At 66.2% G+C, this 15,880-nt stretch carries 16 protein-coding genes; 1 reads left to right on the top strand and 15 read right to left on the bottom strand.

The annotated features are described in order from the left end of the window. Positions 1–147: 147 nt before the first annotated feature. Positions 148–963, top strand: a complete 816-nt coding sequence (locus DIE15_RS10050) for a pyruvate, water dikinase regulatory protein (RefSeq protein ID WP_057925414.1) — start codon at positions 148–150, stop codon at positions 961–963. 114 nt (positions 964–1,077) lie between these two features. On the opposite strand, the gene DIE15_RS10045 is transcribed toward DIE15_RS10050, so the two are convergent. The 15 genes from DIE15_RS10045 to tsf all read right to left on the bottom strand — a co-directional run bounded on the left by DIE15_RS10045 (position 1,078) and on the right by tsf (position 15,841). Continuing rightward, positions 1,078–1,860 (bottom strand): RNA methyltransferase, encoded by a 783-nt coding sequence (locus tag DIE15_RS10045; RefSeq protein ID WP_124833116.1) that lies wholly within the window; start codon positions 1,858–1,860, stop codon positions 1,078–1,080. Then, a complete protein-coding gene (gene rnhB / locus DIE15_RS10040) occupies positions 1,857–2,501 on the bottom strand; it encodes a ribonuclease HII (protein ID WP_057925416.1) in 645 nt (214 codons plus the stop codon). The genes DIE15_RS10045 and rnhB overlap by 4 nt, the downstream gene beginning before the upstream one ends. After that, positions 2,498–3,667, bottom strand: coding sequence for a lipid-A-disaccharide synthase (lpxB, locus tag DIE15_RS10035; RefSeq protein WP_124833115.1), 1,170 nt, complete (start codon positions 3,665–3,667; stop codon positions 2,498–2,500). Before lpxB ends, rnhB begins: the two co-directional genes overlap by 4 nt. 3 nt (positions 3,668–3,670) lie before the next feature. Beyond that, on the bottom strand, positions 3,671–4,459 hold the full coding sequence (gene lpxA, locus DIE15_RS10030) for an acyl-ACP--UDP-N-acetylglucosamine O-acyltransferase (protein WP_057925418.1): 789 nt from the start codon (positions 4,457–4,459) through the stop codon (positions 3,671–3,673). A 67-nt stretch (positions 4,460–4,526) separates the two neighbouring features. Continuing rightward, entirely contained in the window at positions 4,527–4,994 is a 468-nt protein-coding gene (fabZ, locus tag DIE15_RS10025; protein WP_006495559.1) for a 3-hydroxyacyl-ACP dehydratase FabZ, read from the bottom strand. A gap of 129 nt (positions 4,995–5,123) precedes the next feature. After that, positions 5,124–6,233, bottom strand: coding sequence for a UDP-3-O-(3-hydroxymyristoyl)glucosamine N-acyltransferase (lpxD, locus tag DIE15_RS10020; RefSeq protein WP_057925419.1), 1,110 nt, complete (start codon positions 6,231–6,233; stop codon positions 5,124–5,126). A 16-nt stretch (positions 6,234–6,249) separates the two neighbouring features. Further along, positions 6,250–6,747: an OmpH family outer membrane protein gene (locus tag DIE15_RS10015; RefSeq protein WP_175824955.1), complete on the bottom strand. Its 498-nt coding sequence runs from the start codon at positions 6,745–6,747 to the stop codon at positions 6,250–6,252. A gap of 64 nt (positions 6,748–6,811) precedes the next feature. Next, positions 6,812–9,118, bottom strand: coding sequence for an outer membrane protein assembly factor BamA (gene bamA / locus DIE15_RS10010; protein WP_057925421.1), 2,307 nt, complete (start codon positions 9,116–9,118; stop codon positions 6,812–6,814). Positions 9,119–9,182: 64 nt separating this feature from the next. Further along, the gene (gene rseP / locus DIE15_RS10005) at positions 9,183–10,556 is read right to left on the bottom strand and encodes an RIP metalloprotease RseP (protein WP_057925422.1); all 1,374 of its coding nucleotides are present in this window, start codon (positions 10,554–10,556) and stop codon (positions 9,183–9,185) included. A gap of 11 nt (positions 10,557–10,567) precedes the next feature. After that, positions 10,568–11,764 carry a 1-deoxy-D-xylulose-5-phosphate reductoisomerase gene (locus DIE15_RS10000; RefSeq protein WP_124833113.1) on the bottom strand — a complete coding sequence of 399 codons (1,197 nt, stop codon included), beginning with the start codon at positions 11,762–11,764 and terminating at the stop codon, positions 10,568–10,570. A 15-nt stretch (positions 11,765–11,779) separates the two neighbouring features. Beyond that, the gene (locus tag DIE15_RS09995) at positions 11,780–12,601 is read right to left on the bottom strand and encodes a phosphatidate cytidylyltransferase (RefSeq protein WP_124833112.1); all 822 of its coding nucleotides are present in this window, start codon (positions 12,599–12,601) and stop codon (positions 11,780–11,782) included. Then, positions 12,595–13,377 carry a polyprenyl diphosphate synthase gene (gene uppS, locus DIE15_RS09990; RefSeq protein ID WP_057925425.1) on the bottom strand — a complete coding sequence of 261 codons (783 nt, stop codon included), beginning with the start codon at positions 13,375–13,377 and terminating at the stop codon, positions 12,595–12,597. Before uppS ends, DIE15_RS09995 begins: the two co-directional genes overlap by 7 nt. A gap of 49 nt (positions 13,378–13,426) precedes the next feature. After that, entirely contained in the window at positions 13,427–13,987 is a 561-nt protein-coding gene (gene frr, locus DIE15_RS09985; RefSeq protein WP_057925426.1) for a ribosome recycling factor, read from the bottom strand. Positions 13,988–14,089: 102 nt separating this feature from the next. Next, positions 14,090–14,803 (bottom strand): UMP kinase, encoded by a 714-nt coding sequence (gene pyrH, locus DIE15_RS09980; protein WP_011885142.1) that lies wholly within the window; start codon positions 14,801–14,803, stop codon positions 14,090–14,092. A 156-nt stretch (positions 14,804–14,959) separates the two neighbouring features. Continuing rightward, the gene (gene tsf, locus DIE15_RS09975; RefSeq protein ID WP_034184758.1) at positions 14,960–15,841 is read right to left on the bottom strand and encodes a translation elongation factor Ts; all 882 of its coding nucleotides are present in this window, start codon (positions 15,839–15,841) and stop codon (positions 14,960–14,962) included. Positions 15,842–15,880 lie beyond the last annotated feature (39 nt).

The following is a 15,880-nucleotide window of genomic DNA, read 5'->3' as shown; positions in this document are numbered from 1 at the left end:
TCGCACCCTGCCCCCGCAATTGCTTATCCAACAGGTTGCCGCTATTCTACCGTGCCGGCTGCCGGATGTGGCGCGACCTTGTCACTGCGTGTGGAGGCGAACCTCCAGCGCCCGCGCAACCGCCCTTCACGCTCGACGCCCAGATTCATGCTGCCTACCGTTTTCATCGTCTCCGACGGCACCGGGATCACTGCCGAAACCTTCGCGCATTCGATCCTCTCCCAGTTCGACCAGAAATTCCGCCTCGTGCGCGTGCCGTTCGTCGACTCGCTCGAGAAAGCCTATGCGACCGTCGAGAAGATCAACGATGCCGCCGTGCACGACGGCCGCCGTGCGATCGTGTTCACGACGCTCGTCGACAGCGAGTCGAACGACATCGTCAAGCGCTCGAACGCGCTCGTGCTGGACATGTTCCAGCGCTTCGTCGAGCCGCTCGAGCAGGAACTGGAGCTGAAGTCGAGCCACGCGATGGGCCGCGGCCACCAGAACGCCGACACCGAGGAATACAAGACGCGGATCGAGGCGATCAACTTCTCGCTCGCGCACGACGACGGCCAGTCGAACCGCAACCTGTCGGAAGCCGACGTGATCCTGGTCGGCGTGTCGCGCAGCGGCAAGACGCCGACGAGCCTGTATCTCGCGATGCAGTACGGCGTGAAGGCGGCCAACTATCCGCTGATTCCGGAAGATTTCGAGCGCGGCAAGCTGCCGTCGGCACTGTCGCCGCATCGCGACAAGCTGTTCGGGCTGTCGATCGACCCTCAGCGCCTGTCGGAGATCCGCAACGAGCGCCGCCCGGGCAGCAAGTACGCGGCGCCGGAAAACTGCCGCTACGAGATCAACGAGGCCGAGGCAATGATGCGCCGCGAAGGGATCAACTGGCTGTCGTCGACACACAAGTCGATCGAGGAGATCGCGACGACGATCCTGCAGGAAATCCGCCTCGATCGGCAGTCATACTGACGACCGGCGTGCCGGCGGCCGTGGCCGCCGCCAAAAGCAAAAAGGCCGCGTTCGACGCGGCCTTTTTCGTGGTGCGGGATCTGCGCGGGCGACGCCGTGCGCCAGGTTGTCATGTCACGCGCGCCGCTGCTGCCGCACCTGCTCGAACAGGCACACCGCCGCCGCGGCAGCGACGTTCAACGACTCCATCCCGCCCGGCTGCGGAATCGTCACGCGATGCGTAGCCGCGTCGCGCCAGAACGCCGATACGCCGGCGCCCTCGTTGCCGAACACCCATGCGACGGGTCCGGCCAGATCGCAGTCGTAGACTGCCAGCGCGCCGTGCGAGTCGGTCAGCGCGACCGGCACGTCGAGCCGCCCGGCGAGCGCGTCCGGCTCGACATCCTCGTGGATCGACAGCAGGAAGTGCGCGCCCATCCCCGAACGCAGCACCTTCGACGACCACGCGTAGGCCGTGCCCGGTGCGCAGAACACGTGCCGCACGCCGGCCGCCGCCGCGCTGCGCAGGATCGAGCCGACGTTGCCGGCATCCTGCACACCGTCGAGCACCACCGACGTATGCGCGACACGCTCCGGCAGCGGCTGCTCCGGCCGATCGACGAGCAGCAGGAAACCCACGCCGCTGACCACGTTCGACAGTTGGCCGAACAGCGCGTCGGGCAGCGTGACGACTCGCTGGGCATCGACGCGCGCGATGATCGCCTGCGCTTCGTCGTGCGCGAGTGCGCCTTCGGTCGCGACACATAGCTCGGGTGTCGCGCCCGTGTCGAGATACGCGCTGGCGAGATGGAAACCTTCGAGCAGCGCCTGGCCGCCGCGCCGCTGCTGGGACGTCGAACCCGCGAGCGCCTTCAGGCGTTTGTATAGCGGGTTGTCACGGGATGTAATGCTTTTCATCGAATCAGGTCGAGTGCCGCGCGCACCGGCGCGAACGAGCGCCGATGCGCTTCGCACGGGCCGTGTTCGCGCAGCGCGGCAAGATGTTTCGCGGTGCCGTAGCCCGCATGCACGTTGAAGCCGTACACCGGGAAGCGTTCATGCAGGTCGACCAGCATGCGGTCGCGCGTGACCTTCGCGAGGATCGACGCGGCCGAGATGCTCGGCACGAGCGCATCGCCGCTGACGATCGCCTCGGCACGCACCATCAGCGTCGGACAGCGGTTGCCGTCGATCTGCGCAAGCGTCGGCAGCACCGACAAGCCCTCGACGGCCCGCTTCATCGCGAGCATCGTCGCGTGCAGGATGTTGAGCGTGTCGATCTCGTCGACGCTCGCCGACGCGACGCAATACGCGCGCGAACGCGCGACGATCAAGTCGTACAGCGCATCGCGCTTTTTCGCGGACAGCGCCTTCGAATCGTCAAGCCCGTCGATCGGCTGCGCGGGGTCGAGGATCACCGCGGCGGCCACGACCGGCCCCGCGAGCGGGCCGCGGCCCGCTTCGTCGACGCCGCAGACGATCTCGTCGGGCCGGCTGAAGTCGAACCCGCCCTGCACGTCGATCGACGCGCGGCGGCGTGGTGCACGAGCTGCCGTCATGCGCGCCCCTTGCGTTGCTCGAGTACGCGCACGACCGCCTCGGCGGCCTTCGCGGCCGTGTTCTGCCGCAGCGAAAGATGCATTTCGGTAAAGACTTCGGTCAGCGTGCGGCGGTTTGCGTCGTCGCGCAGCTGCGTGAGCGTCGCATCGGCGAGCGCCTCGGGCGTCGCGAAATGCTGCAGCAGCTCGGGCACGACGAAGCGCCCCGCCAGGATGTTCGGCAAGCCGACGTACGGCAGATAGCCCTGCCGGCGCATGATCTGCCCGGTCAGCCAGGGCACCTTGTACGAGATCACCATCGGCTTCTTCAGCAACGCGGCTTCCAGCGTGACTGTGCCGCTCTTCACGAGGATTGCGTCGGCGGCCGTCATCGCGACCTGCGAGCGGCCGTCCGTGATCGTCAGCGCGAGCTGCGGATGCGCGTCGACGAGCGGCTGCAGCAGCTCGCGCAGCGCAGGCGTCGCCGCCGGCATCACGAACCGCACGCCGGGCTCGCGTTGCTGCATCAGCGCCATCGCCGCGAAGAACGTCGGGCCGATCAGCCCGATCTCCGAGCGGCGGCTGCCCGGCAGCACCGCGATCACCGGGCCGTCTGCGGCCAAGCCGAGCGCGATGCGCGCGCCGTGCGTGTCGGGTTCGAGCGGAATCTCGTCGGCCAGCGGATGACCGACATACGTCGATGCGACACCCGCCTTGTCGAGGATCGCCGGTTCGAACGGGAACAGACACAGCATGTGGTCGACGGACTTCGCGATCTTCTTGATCCGCCCGCCGCGCCACGCCCAGATCGACGGACACACGAAATGGATCGACGGGATGCCCGCGTCGCGCGCGGCCTGCTCCACGTTGAAATTGAAGTCGGGCGCGTCGACGCCGATGAACGCGTCGGGCCGCTCCGCGAGCAGCTGGCGCTTCAGCTCGCCGCGAATCCGCAGGATCTCCGGAATCTGGCCCAGCGCCTCGACGTAGCCGCGCACCGTGAGCTTATCCATCTGCCAGTGCGAATCGAAGCCGTGCGCGAGCATCCGCTGTCCGCCGATCCCGTAGTACCGGGTCGACGCGGGCAGCCGCTCTTGAAGTCCGCCGAGCAGCGACGCCGCGAGCAAATCGCCCGACGGCTCGCCGGCCACCATCGCGAGCCGGAGCTGATTGGTCGGGAGCGACATCGCTTAGCGGATGATGCCGCGTTGGGACGCGTCGATGAACTCGACGAGCGCGGTGACCGCTGCATCGCCTTCGCCGCCCGCGGCCGCCAGCTCACGCAACTGCACCTTCGCTTCCTCGAGCGACAGGCCGTTCTTGTACAGCAGGCGGTACGCGCTGCGCAGCGCCGAGATCGCGTCGGGCGAGAAACCGCGCCGGCGCAGGCCTTCGACGTTGACGCCGTGCGGCTCGGCCTTGTTGCCGGCCGCGATCACGAACGGCGGCACGTCCTGCACGAGCGCCGAGGCGCCGCCCAGCATCGAGTGCGCGCCGATGCGCACGAACTGGTGCACACCCGACATCCCGCCGACGATCGCCCAGTCGCCGATCTCGACGTGGCCGGCCATCTGCGCGTTGCTCGACAGGACCACGTTGTTGCCGACGCGGCAGTCATGACCGATATGCACATAGGCCATGATCCAGTTGTCGTCGCCGAGCGTCGTCACGCCGATATCCTGCACGGTACCCGTGTGGATCGTCGTGAATTCGCGGATCGTGTTGCGATTGCCGATCACGAGCTTCGTCGGCTCGTCCTTGTACTTCATGTCCTGCGGACGACCGCCGACCGACGCGTAATGGCCGATGCGGTTGTCCTCGCCGAGCGTCGTGTGACCTTCGATCACGCTGTGCGAGCCGACCGTCGTGCGTGCACCGATCGTGACGTGCGGCCCGACGATCGCATACGGCCCGATCTCGACGGACTCGTCGATCTGCGCGCCCGGTTCGACGATCGCGGTGGGATGAATCCTGGTCATGCGCCGTTGCCTCTCGATGTGATGTGTCGCGTTGCTCGCGTTACGTTGCCCATGCGTGCCGCGTCGCTCAGGGCGCCGCGTCGGCCGTCTTGACCGTGCACATCAGTTCGGCTTCCGCCGCCACCTTGCCGTCCACTTCCGCCACCGCCTTGAACTTCCAGATGCCGCGGATGTAGCGTTCGAACGTCACGTTCAGAATCAGTTGATCGCCCGGTTCGACCACGCGCTTGAAGCGCGCGCCGTCGATGCCGACGAAGTAGTACAGCGTGTTTTCCGGATCCTTCGGCTGCTCTTCCGCGAACGTCAGCAGCGCGGCCGCCTGAGCGAGCGCCTCGAGGATCAGCACGCCCGGCATCACCGGCCGCTTCGGGAAGTGCCCCTGGAAGAACGGCTCGTTGATCGACACGTTCTTCAGCGCTTTGATCCCCTTGTGCGGCTCGAGTTCGAGCACGCGGTCGACGAGCAGAATCGGGTAGCGATGCGGCAGCAGCGTGAGGATCTTGTGGATGTCGAGATTGATTTTTTCAGTGCTCATGATGGTTCGTCTCACGCAGAGGCTGCGCGGTGGTGATGCAAAGGCTGAAGCGGGCCGCCGCGCGGCCCAGTCTGGCAAACCGGGCCGGATGCGCTGGCCGTGCCCGGTTCGTGGTCTCGCATGATGCGCTCAGGCGTCCGTGCCGCCCTGGGCGGCCAGCGCGGTCTCGAGCGCCTTGATGCGCTCGCGCAGCTTATCGAGGTTGCGCACGAGCGCGGCGCTCCGGTTCCATTCGCCGTGATCGACGGCCGGGAATGCGCTCGTGTAGATGCCGGCCTTCGGCAGCGACTTCGACACGCCCGACTTCGCGGTGATGATGACATAGTCGCCGAGCGTCACGTGGCCGGCGATGCCCGCCGCGCCGCCGATCATGCAGTGACGGCCGATCGTCGTGCTGCCCGCGATGCCCGCGCTGCCGGCGATCACCGTGTAGGCGCCGATCCGGCAGTTGTGGCCGATCTGGACCTGGTTGTCGATCTTCACGCATTCCTCGATGACGGTGTCCGCCATCGCGCCGCGATCGATCGTCGTGTTCGCGCCGATCTCGACGTCCGGGCCGACCGATACGCCACCGACCTGCGGGATCTTGACCCAGCTGCCGGTACGCGCATCGCCGTCACCGACGAAATCGGGCGCGAAGCCGAACCCGTCGGAACCGATCACGGCACCCGAATGGATGATCGCGCGCGGGCCGATCTTGCAGCCGTGGTACACCGATGCGTTCGGATAGAGATGCGAACCGGCGCCGATCGTCGTGCCGCGGCCAACGAACACGTTCGCGTCGAGTTGCACGCCGTCCTCGATGACCGCACCGGCCTCGACCGTCACGTGCGGGCCGATCACCGCGCTCGCGGCAACCTGCGCGGCCGGATCGATCGTCGCGCTCGGATGCACGCCGGCCGCGCGCGGCGGCGTGGCGAGATCGATGAACATCTGCGCGACGCGCGCGAAGTACGCGTACGGATTCGGCGTCACGATGAAATTGCGGGGGCCGGCGTCCCGGGGGCCGGCCGGCCGGCCTTCAGCGGCCGCACCCAGCTTTTCGAAATCCTTCGGCGCGATCAGCACCGCGCCGGCGCGGGTCGTCTCGACCTGCGACAGATACTTCGGATTCGCGAGAAACGCGAGTTGCTGAGGGCCTGCCTGGTCGAGCGGCGCGAGGCCGCCCACCTTGCACTGGGCGTCGCCGGCGATCTCGCCGCCGAACCGCTTTACGAGTTCCTCGAGCGTCAATGCCATTCGTCGTCTGCTCCGTTCAGTTCGTCGAGCCGGACGCGAGCGCCTTGAGCACCTTGTCGGTGATGTCGATGCGCGGGCTGACGTACACGGCTTCCTGCACGATCAGGTCGTAATTCTGCTGCTCGGCGATCTGCTTGATGACCTTGTTCGCGCGCTCCAGCACCGCCGCGAGCTCCTCGTTGCGGCGCTGGTTCAGGTCTTCGCGAAACTCGCGCTGCTTGCGCTGGAAGTCGGTGTCGAGCTGCGCGAGATCGCGCTGCTTCTGCGCACGATCGGCCGCCGACATCGACGCGCTGTTCTTGTCCAGCGAGTCGGACATCGACTTCAGACGCGCCGCGAGATCCTGCAGATCCTTGTCGCGCTTCGCGAACTCGGCTTCGAGCTTCGTCTGCGCCGCCTTGGCGGGCGCCGACTCGCGCAGGATCCGATCCGAATTGACCGCCGCGATGCGGGCGACGTCCTGAGCATGTGCCGTCGCCGCGCCCAAGGCCAGCGCAACGGTCAGCGCACACATCACTCGTTTCGAAAACTTACCGGTTGGCAAAATTACCCTCTCGTTACTGTTGTCATGCGTTCGATCAGAACGCCGTCCCGATCTGGAACTGGAATTTCTGGTACTGGTCGCCTTCGTGCTTCTGCAGCGGGAAGCCGAGACTCAGCTTCAGCGGACCGATCGGCGAGATCCACGCAAGACCCACACCGTAGCCGTAACGCAGGCCGTTCGCGCCGGTACTCGTGCCGCCCGGCGCGTTGCCCCACACGTTACCGCCGTCGAGGAACGTGAACACGCGCAGCGTGCGGTCGTAGCCGGTGCCCGGCAGCGGGAACGTCAGCTCGATGTTGCCGACCACCATCTTCGAGCCGCCGATCGGGTCGTTCGTCTTCGTGTCGCGCGGGCCCAGCGAGCTCGGCTCGTAGCCACGCACGGAGCCGATACCGCCCGCGTAGTAGTTCTTGAAGATCGGGTACGGGTTGCCGATGCCGTTACCGTAACCGCCCTGCAGGTTCAGGCCCAGGATGAAGCCGCGCGAGAACGAATAGTAGTACTGCGCCTGCAGGTCGGCCTTGTAGTACTGGATCTTGCCGACCGGCACGCCGTATTCGACGTTCGCCTGCGTGAAGTAGCCGCGGCTCGGGATCAGCGCGCTGTCACGCGCATCGCGCGACCACGCGACGGTCAGCGGCACCGTGTTCGACACGCGGCCGAACTCGTTCACGTAATCCTGGTAGCTCTGTGGCGTGTTCGAGTCGACGTCGAGACGGTTCTGCTCGAAGCCTGCGCCGAAGTACACGGTGTCGACTTCCGAGAACGGGATGCCGAACTTGAGGTTGCCGCCCGCGCTAATGATCCGAAAGCTCGAGCTCGTCGAATAGTAGAGCGGCTGGTACGTGCGGTAGTAGACGTCCGTGATCCGCTTGATGCCGTCGACCGTGAAGTACGGATCGACCTGCGTGACCGTCAGCGTGCGGTAGCTCTTCGCGGTGTTGACGTTCACCGACAGGCTCGTGCCCGAACCGAACACGTTGTCCTGCGACACGCCGGCCGACAGCACCACCTTGTCCGTCGACGAGAAGCCCGCGCCCAGCGTGATCGCGCCGGTCGGCTTTTCATCGACCTTCACGTTCACGTCGACCTGGTCGTTCGTGCCCTCGACCGGCACCGTCGTCACGTCGACGTTGGTGAAGTAGCCGAGACGGTTCACGCGGTCCTTCGACAGCGCAAGGCGGTTCGAATCGAACCACGAGCTTTCGAGCTGGCGCATTTCGCGGCGCACGACTTCGTCGCGCGTGCGCGTGTTGCCGACCACGTTGATGCGGCGCACGTACACGCGGCGGCTCGGATCGACGACAAGGTTCAGGTTCACCTTGTGGTTTGCCTGGTCGATGTCCGGCTGCGCGTTGACGGTCGCGAATGCGTAGCCGTATTCGCCGAGCTTGTCGACGATCGACTTCGTCGTTTGCTGCAGCTTTTCGGCCGAGAAGCGATCGCCCGGCTTGATCTTGATCAGCTTGTTCAGTTCAGCTTGGCGATCGAGCAGGTTGCCCGACAGCTTGATGCCCGACACCGTGTACGGCTCGCCTTCGTGCAGCGTGACCGTCAGGTACATGTCCTTCTTGTCGGGCGAGATCGACACCTGGGTCGACTCGATGTTGAACTCGAGGTAGCCGCGGTTCAGGTAGTACGAGCGCACGGCCTCGAGGTCGCCCGTCAGCTTTTCCTTCGAGTACAGGTCGTTCTTCGTGTACCAGGAGAACCAGTTCGGCGTCGACAGCTGCATTTCGTCGCGCAGCGTGCTGGTGCTGAACGCCTTGTTGCCGATGAAGTTGATCTGGCGGATCTTCGCGCTCGGGCCTTCGGCGACCGCGAACAGGATCGACACGCGGTTCGCGTCGACCGGCGTGACCGTCGTCTTGACCTCGGCTGCGTAGAAGCCGCGCGTGAGGTACTGGCGCTTGAGCTCCTGCTCCGCCTTGTCGACGAGTGCCTTGTCGTAGTAGCGGCCGTCGGCCAGGCCGACCGCGCGCAGCGCCTTCGTCAGGTTGTCCTTGTCGAATTCCTTCGTGCCGGTGAAATCGATCGACGCGATGGCCGGACGCTCCTGCACCTGCACGATCACGACGTTGCCCTGGGTGGCGATGCGCACGTCGTTGAAGAAGCCCGTCGCGTACAGCGCGCGGATTGCTTCGGATGCCTTGTCGTCGGTGAAGGTATCGCCCTGCTTGATCGGCAGGTAGGCGAACACCGAACCCGCTTCGACGCGCTGCAACCCCTCGATCTTGATGTCTTGCACCACGAACGGTGCCGCTGCATGCGCCGCGAGGCCGTGCGCGGCGAGCGCGGCCGCTGCAACTGTCTTAGGTACAAAGCGATGAGGTTTGAACAACGTGCATCCCCAATATTTAGCTGCATCAAATCAGGCGGCGGCCGACTGGCCGCCACCTGACGCTTCAGAAATGGATTAACCGAGCCAGGTCGTTGAACAGCGCGATCGCCGACAACGCGACGATGCAGATCAGCCCGGCTCTTTGCAGAATCAGCTGCCAGCGCTCCGAAACGGCTTTCCCGGTCGCGGCTTCAACCAGATAATATAACAGATGACCCCCGTCCAAAACGGGAATCGGCAGCAAGTTCAGCACCCCGAGGCTAATGCTGACAAGGGCGAGGAACGACAGGAAGGCCGACGGACCGAGCCGCGCGCTCTTGCCCGCGTAGTCGGCAATCGTCACCGGGCCGGACAGATTCTTCAGCGACGCGTTGCCCGTGATCATCCGCCCGAACATCTTCAGCGAATAAACGGAGATGTCCCACGTGCGACGCGCGCCGAGCTGCAGGCTCTCGATCGGCCCGTAGCGCACGTCGACCGACGGCGTGTGCATCGACAACGCCGCGCCGATGCGGCCGACCTGCTGCCCCGTTTCGTCGTCGCGCTGCGCCTGCGGCACGATCGACACCGTCCGTATGGCGCCGCCGCGCTCGACCCGCAGATCGACCGTCTGGCCCGCGTGGTGCTTCACCGCGTCGATGAAGCGCGACGCGCCGCCGATCGGCTTGCCGTCGAGCGCGAGCAGCTTGTCACCGGCCTTCAGGCCCGCCTGCTCGGCGGCGCTGCCGGGCTGTACCGACGCCACCGACAACGTGCCGCCGCCGGCCTCGAAGCCCAGGTGCATCATGAAATCGTCGTCGAGCTCGCTTTCGGGCACGTTGCGCAGGTCGACGCGGAAGTCGAACGTCGACGCGCCGCCGTCGCGCGCGCCGAGCACGACCTCGCGATGATCGAACGCGGCGGCCAGCAGCTTCCAGCGCAGGTCCGACCACGAGCGCACCGGCACGGCCTCGCCGCCCTCGGCGTCGCGGATCGATACGATCGTCTCGCTGCCGTCGAAGCCCGCGCGCGCCGCCGCCGTACCGGCGGCCGGCGGCGCGAGCACTGCGGCCAGCTCGGTCACGCCGGTTGCGAATACGGCGGAAAAGAGGACGATTGCCAACAGGAAGTTCGCGATCGGGCCGGCGGCGACGATCGCGATGCGCTTGAACACCGATTGCCGGTTGAACGCCTGGCCGAGCTCCTCGGGCTTCACGCCCGGCCCCGGCTCGCGCTCGTCGAGCATCTTCACGTAACCGCCGAGCGGCAGCGCGGAGAGCGTCCACTCGGTGCCGGTCCTGCGGCTGACCCAGCGCGCGACGGGTTGGCCGAATCCGATCGAGAAACGCAACACCTTAACGCCGCACCAGCGCGCGACGCGATAGTGTCCGTACTCATGCACGACGACCAGCACCCCGATCGCCACCGCAAACGCGATCAGTTCGACCAGCACGTTCATGAGCACCTCATTCAGACAGTGCGCTCCACGCGTGGCGCAGGCGCTTTCGCAATAATCTCGGCGGCGAGGCGGCGTGCCTCGGCGTCCGCCGCAAGGACGTCGTCGAGCCCGTTCGGGTTGCGGTTCGGCAGTGCGTTGAGCACCGCATCGACCGTCGCCGCGATCGCCATGAAGCCGATCCGACGCTCGAGAAACGCTTCGACCGCGATTTCGTTCGCCGCGTTCAACGCCGCACTCGCGATGCCGCCCTCTTCAAGCGCCTTCAGCGCGAGCGCGAGGCACGGGAAGCGCGTGTAATCGGGTTTCTCGAACGACAACTGCGCGATCTGCGCGAGGTCGAGCTGGTCGACACCCGCGTCGACACGCTCCGGGAATGCCAGCGCGTGCGCGATCGGCGTGCGCATGTCGGGGTTGCCGAGCTGCGCGAGCACCGAGCCGTCGCGATACGACACGAGCGAATGGATCACGCTCTGCGGGTGGATCAGCACGTCGATCCGGTCGCCGGCCAAGCCGAAGATCCAGTGTGCCTCGATCACCTCGAGGCCCTTGTTCATCATCGTCGCGGAATCGACGGAAATCTTGCGGCCCATCACCCAGTTCGGGTGCTTGCAGGCCTCGTCCGGCGTCACGTCGACGAGCGTGGCCGGCTCGCGCGTGCGGAACGGGCCGCCCGATGCGGTCAGGATGATCTTCGAGATCCCGCCGTGCTCGTTCGCGTCACGCGGCATGCACTGGAAGATCGCGTTGTGTTCGCTGTCGACCGGCAGCAGGATCGCGCCATGGTCACGCACGGCGTCCATGAAGATCGCGCCCGACATCACGAGCGATTCCTTGTTCGCGAGCAGGATGCGCTTGCCGGCGCACGCGGCCGCCAGGCTCGGCGCGAGGCCGGCTGCGCCGACGATCGCAGCGACGACCGTGTCGCAGCCGTCGCTCTTCGACACATCGACGAGCGCCTGCGGCCCGTACAGCACCGTGGTCTTGCTGCCCGCTGCGCGCAGCTTTGCCTCGACGTGCGCAGCCGTGTTGGCATCGCCGACCACCGCGACTTCGGGCGCGAAGCGCAGGCACTGCTCGACGAGCTTGTCGCCGTTGCGGTGCGCGGTCAACGCGTAGATCGAGAAACGCTCGGGATGGCGGGCAACCACGTCGAGCGTGCTGTCTCCGATCGAGCCCGTGGAACCGAGCAGTGTCAGACGTTTTTGCATAACAGAAATAGTGGTTTAACCAAGCAGCAGCATTGCGAGCGGCAGCACGGGCAACAGCGCGTCGACGCGGTCGAGCACGCCGCCGTGACCGGGCAGCAGGCCGCTGGAATCCTTCACGCCCGCCTGACGCTTGAGCAGCGACTCGAACAGGTCGCCGATCACGCTGTAGGCGACCAGCAGCGTCAGCGCAGCCCACGCGCCGGGCATCCCGTAGCGCGTCGCGAATGCGGAAAACAGGGTCGGCTCGAACCAGTGCGCGGCCATCGCGACACCCGCGACGACCATCACGGCGAGCCAGCCGCCGATCGCGCCTTCCCAGCTCTTCCCGGGACTGATCGTAATGGCGAGTTTACGCCTTCCGAAGGCCTTGCCCGCGAAGTATGCGCCGATATCGGCCAGCCAGACGACCAGAAGCAGCGACAGCACGAACGGAACGCCCTGCGCACGCGCCGCGACGAGCGCGTGCCAGCAGGCCGCGAACACGACGAGCCCGGCCGCGAGCAGGAACGGCCGCCATACGCCGCCCGCGAGTTCCGGCTTGCGCCGCAGCGAGAACGGGCCGACCAGCAGCCAGAACACGCCGGCTGCCATGAAAAGGGGACGGGATGAAGCGGCATCGATGCCGAGCGGCGCGGTCGCCGCCAGCGCCAGCGCCGCGACAATCGCATAGACGACGGAACCGGCCGCGCCGAGCTTCAGCAAGCGCGCCCATTCCCACGCGGCGAACACGAGCACGACACCGATCAGTGCACCGAACGCTGCGAGCGGCGCGAACAGCGTCACCGGCAGCAGCACCGCCAGCATCACGACCGCCGTGATCACACGGGTCTTCAGCATGAAAGGGAATCGGCGTTCTGCGATTGCGGTTCGAGCTGCGCGCTGGTGCGCCCGAAACGGCGCTCGCGCTCGGTATACGACGCGATCGCGTCGGCCAGCGCCGCACCGTCGAAGTCCGGCCAGTATTTGTCGGTGAAATAGAATTCCGCGTACGCGAGCTGCCACAGCAGGAAATTGCTGACGCGCTGCTCGCCGCCGGTGCGGATGAAGAGATCGGGCTCCGGCGCGTAGGCCATGGCCAGGTGCGGCGCGAACGCATCTTCGGTCACGTCGACCTCGCGGCCCTCGCGCACGGCCTGCTCGACGAGCTTCTTCGTCGCCTGCAGGATGTCCCAGCGGCCGCCGTAGTTCGCGGCGATCGTCAGGGTCAGGCGGGTGTTGCGCGCCGTCTTGGTCTCGGCGCGGCGGATCAGTTCGCGGATGCGCGGCTCGAAGCGATCGAGATCGCCGACCACCCGCAGGCGGATCCCGTTCGCATGCAGCTTGCCGATCTCGCGCTCGAGCGCGGTGATGAACAGCCGCATCAGGAACGACACTTCGTCGTTCGGCCGGCGCCAGTTTTCCGAACTGAACGCGAACAGCGTCAGGTATTCGACGCCGGCGCGCGCGCAGCCTTCGACCACCGCCCGCACGGCATCCACGCCGCGGGTGTGCCCCGCGACACGCGGCAAGCGGCGTTCGGTCGCCCAACGGCCGTTGCCGTCCATGATGATCGCGATATGACGCGGCACGGCGCCGACGTCAGGCACGCGAACGGTAGAGCTGGTATAGGTCATGGCCGTTGAGACAGTAATGCGGGAAGAAGGCGGCGCGCGAGGACGGTCGTCAGACCGTCATGATCTCGGCTTCCTTGGTCTGCACGAGCTTGTCGACTTCGGCAACGTGCTTGTCCGTCAGCTTCTGCACGTCGTCGCTCGCACGGCGCTCGTCGTCTTCCGAGATTTCCTTGTCCTTCACGAGCTTCTTGAGCGCTTCGTTCGCGTCGCGGCGCAGGTTGCGGATCGCGACCTTGGCCGTTTCGCCTTCGCCCTTGACCACCTTGGTCAGCTCGCGGCGGCGCTCTTCCGTCAGCGCCGGCATCGGCACGCGGATCAGGTCGCCGGCCGTCGCCGGGTTCAGGCCGAGATCGGCTTCGCGGATGGCCTTCTCGACCTTCGCGACCATGTTCTTTTCCCACGGCTGCACGCCGATCGTGCGCGCGTCGACGAGCGTCAGGTTCGCAACCTGCGAGATCGGCACCATCGAGCCGTAATAGTCGACCTGCACGTGATCGAGCAGACCGGTATGCGCACGGCCCGTGCGGATCTTCGCCAGATCGTTCTTGAACGCTTCGATCGAGCGCTGCATCTTCTGCTCTACGCCCTTCTTGACATCAGCGACACTCATTTCAACCTCCGAACCTTCAAACCTTCAAAGAACGCGGGCCCCGCCCGGCGCGCCACGCGCCGCGGCCGGCGACCCACGCCGCTTGCCCGCATCCGCGGGAGTTTACACGTGGACGAGCGTACCTTCGTCCTCGCCCAGCACGATACGCTTGAGCGCGCCCGGCTTGTTGATCGAAAACACACGAATCGGCAGCTTCTGGTCGCGGCACAGCGCGAAGGCCGTCGCGTCCATCACCTGCAGATTGCGGCTGATCGCCTCGTCGAAGCTGATCGTCGTGTAGCGCGTGGCCGACGGATCCTTCTTCGGATCGGCAGAATATACGCCATCGACCTTGGTCGCCTTCAGTACGACCTCGGCGCCCACTTCCGAACCGCGCAGCGCGGCGGCCGTGTCCGTCGTGAAGAACGGGTTGCCCGTACCGGCCGCGAAGATCACGACCTTGCCTTCCTCGAGCTGGCGGATCGCGCGGGGCCGGATGTACGGCTCGACGACCTGGTCCATGCGCAGCGCGGACTGCACGCGCGCGACGATGCCGGCGTGGCGCATCGCGTCCTGCAGCGCCAGCGCGTTCATCATCGTCGCCAGCATCCCCATGTAGTCGGCCGTCGCGCGGTCCATGCCGGCCGCGCCGCCCGCTACACCGCGGAAAATGTTACCGCCGCCGATCACGACCGCGAGCTGCGTACCGAGACCCACGACTTCGGCGATATCCGCCACCATCCGTTCGATCGTCGCGCGATTGATGCCGAAGGCATCGTCGCCCATCAGCGCTTCGCCGGAGAGTTTGAGGAGGACGCGTTTATAGGCATTGGACATAGGGGCTTCCGAGCGACGAGAGGATGACAACCACGAACTGTAGGGGCGAAATACTGATTCGGGCAAGCGCCGACGGTCGGGCCGGGGTTCCCGGCCGGCCGGCGGCGCCGCCGGCCGCAGCGGGGCGGACGCCCGCCGCGGATACTGCCTGACTGCTTACTGCTGCTTTGCTGCTGCGACTTGCGCGGCCACTTCGGCGGCGAAGTCGTCCTGGCGCTTCTCGATGCCTTCGCCGACGACGAACAGCGCGAACTTCTGCACTGCCGAATCCGCCGCCTTCAACATCTGCTCGATCGTCTGCTTGTCGTTCTTCACGAACGTCTGGTTCAGCAGCGACACTTCCTTCAGGTACTTCTGGACGCTGCCGTCGACCATCTTCGCGACGATTTCAGCCGGCTTGCCCGATTCGGCAGCCTTCTGCTCGGCCACGCGGCGTTCCGTCTCGATCAGTTCCGCCGGCACGTCGGCCGACGACAGCGCGACCGGCTTCATCGCGGCGATGTGCATCGCGACGTCCTTGCCGACCTGCTCTTCAGCACCCGTGTACTCGACGATCACGCCGATACGCGCGCCGTGCAGGTACGTCGCGATCTTGTTCGCGGTTTCGAAACGGACGAAACGGCGGATCGACACGTTCTCGCCGATCTTGCCGATCAGAGCCAGACGGACTGCGTCGACGGTCGAGCCTTCGAGCGGCAGTGCCGACAGTGCTGCCACGTCAGCCGGGTTTTGCGTCGCGACGAGTTCTGCAACCGTCTTCGAGAACGCGAGGAAGTCGTCGTTCTTCGCGACGAAGTCGGTTTCGCAGTTCAGCTCGACCAGCGCGCCCGCGTTGCCGCCGACGAACGATGCGACGACGCCTTCGGCCGTCACGCGCGATGCCGCCTTGCTCGCCTTGTTGCCGAGCTTGACGCGCAGCAGCTCTTCAGCCTTGGCCAGGTCGCCGTCGGCTTCCGTCAGCGCCTTCTTGCACTCCATCATCGGTGCGTCGGTCTTTGCGCGCAGTTCTGCCACCATGCTTGCGGTAATTGCCGCCATCATTCGCTCCTTGAGTCTGTATTCACAACGCCGCCCGCT

Origin of the sequence: Burkholderia sp. Bp9031 (assembly GCF_003857965.1) — a bacterium.
Taxonomy (GTDB): domain Bacteria; phylum Pseudomonadota; class Gammaproteobacteria; order Burkholderiales; family Burkholderiaceae; genus Burkholderia; species Burkholderia ambifaria_A.
The sequence above is the reverse complement of the archived record's forward strand: the minus strand, read 5'-3'. Positions and strand labels throughout refer to the sequence as shown.

What these genes read in the sequence shown, in the direction of transcription:
- DIE15_RS10050 (WP_057925414.1), top strand. Translation starts at nt 148, where the DNA reads ATGCTGCCTACCGTTTTCATCGTCTCCGACGGCACCGGGATCACTGCC.
- DIE15_RS10045 (WP_124833116.1), bottom strand. Translation starts at nt 1,860, where the DNA reads ATGAAAAGCATTACATCCCGTGACAACCCGCTATACAAACGCCTGAAG.
- rnhB (WP_057925416.1), bottom strand. Translation starts at nt 2,501, where the DNA reads ATGACGGCAGCTCGTGCACCACGCCGCCGCGCGTCGATCGACGTGCAG.
- lpxB (WP_124833115.1), bottom strand. Translation starts at nt 3,667, where the DNA reads ATGTCGCTCCCGACCAATCAGCTCCGGCTCGCGATGGTGGCCGGCGAG.
- lpxA (WP_057925418.1), bottom strand. Translation starts at nt 4,459, where the DNA reads ATGACCAGGATTCATCCCACCGCGATCGTCGAACCGGGCGCGCAGATC.
- fabZ (WP_006495559.1), bottom strand. Translation starts at nt 4,994, where the DNA reads ATGAGCACTGAAAAAATCAATCTCGACATCCACAAGATCCTCACGCTG.
- lpxD (WP_057925419.1), bottom strand. Translation starts at nt 6,233, where the DNA reads ATGGCATTGACGCTCGAGGAACTCGTAAAGCGGTTCGGCGGCGAGATC.
- DIE15_RS10015 (WP_175824955.1), bottom strand. Translation starts at nt 6,747, where the DNA reads ATGTGTGCGCTGACCGTTGCGCTGGCCTTGGGCGCGGCGACGGCACAT.
- rseP (WP_057925422.1), bottom strand. Translation starts at nt 10,556, where the DNA reads ATGAACGTGCTGGTCGAACTGATCGCGTTTGCGGTGGCGATCGGGGTG.
- DIE15_RS10000 (WP_124833113.1), bottom strand. Translation starts at nt 11,764, where the DNA reads ATGCAAAAACGTCTGACACTGCTCGGTTCCACGGGCTCGATCGGAGAC.
- DIE15_RS09995 (WP_124833112.1), bottom strand. Translation starts at nt 12,601, where the DNA reads ATGCTGAAGACCCGTGTGATCACGGCGGTCGTGATGCTGGCGGTGCTG.
- uppS (WP_057925425.1), bottom strand. Translation starts at nt 13,377, where the DNA reads ATGACCTATACCAGCTCTACCGTTCGCGTGCCTGACGTCGGCGCCGTG.
- frr (WP_057925426.1), bottom strand. Translation starts at nt 13,987, where the DNA reads ATGAGTGTCGCTGATGTCAAGAAGGGCGTAGAGCAGAAGATGCAGCGC.
- pyrH (WP_011885142.1), bottom strand. Translation starts at nt 14,803, where the DNA reads ATGTCCAATGCCTATAAACGCGTCCTCCTCAAACTCTCCGGCGAAGCG.
- tsf (WP_034184758.1), bottom strand. Translation starts at nt 15,841, where the DNA reads ATGGCGGCAATTACCGCAAGCATGGTGGCAGAACTGCGCGCAAAGACC.